Consider the following 569-nt stretch of genomic DNA (forward strand, 5'->3'; position numbering starts at 1 on the left):
TCGAACTACTTCCGCCCCGGCAACCTCACCGCCCTGCGCGAGCTGGCCCTGCTCTGGGTCGCCGACCGCGTCGACGACTACCTGCGCGAATACCGCAGCGAGCACGACATCCGGGACACCTGGCAGGCCCGCGAGCGCATCGTCGTCGGCCTCACCGGCGGCCCCGAGGGCCGCACCCTCATCCGCCGCGGCGCGCGGCTGGCGACCAAGGGCGCGGGCGGCGAGATCATGGCCGTCTACATCTCCCACAGCGACGGCCTGACCCCCCTGACCTCCGCCTCGCCCGAGGAGCTGGCGGTCCAGCGCACCCTGGTCGAGGACCTGGGCGGTACGTTCCACCACGTCATCGGCGACGACGTGCCGGACGCCCTGCTGGAGTTCGCCCGCGGCGTCAACGCCACCCAGATCGTGCTGGGCTCCAGCCGCCGCAAGGCGTGGCAGTACGCCTTCGGCCCCGGCGTCGGCGCCACCGTGGCCCGCGAGTCCGGGCCCGACCTCGACGTGCACATCGTCACCCACGGCGAGGTCGCCAAGGGCCGCGGGCTGCCGATCTCCCGCGGCGCCCGCCT

General features: G+C 74.2%; 1 protein-coding gene. It reads left to right on the forward strand.

What is annotated here, in order from left to right:
• Positions 1-569 (forward strand): universal stress protein (locus tag LG396_RS38860; RefSeq protein ID WP_225798323.1); only part of this gene is annotated, 569 nt, incomplete at both ends.

The sequence above is a fragment of the Streptomyces aculeolatus genome, from assembly GCF_020400605.1.
In the GTDB taxonomy this organism is placed as follows: domain Bacteria; phylum Actinomycetota; class Actinomycetes; order Streptomycetales; family Streptomycetaceae; genus Streptomyces; species Streptomyces aculeolatus.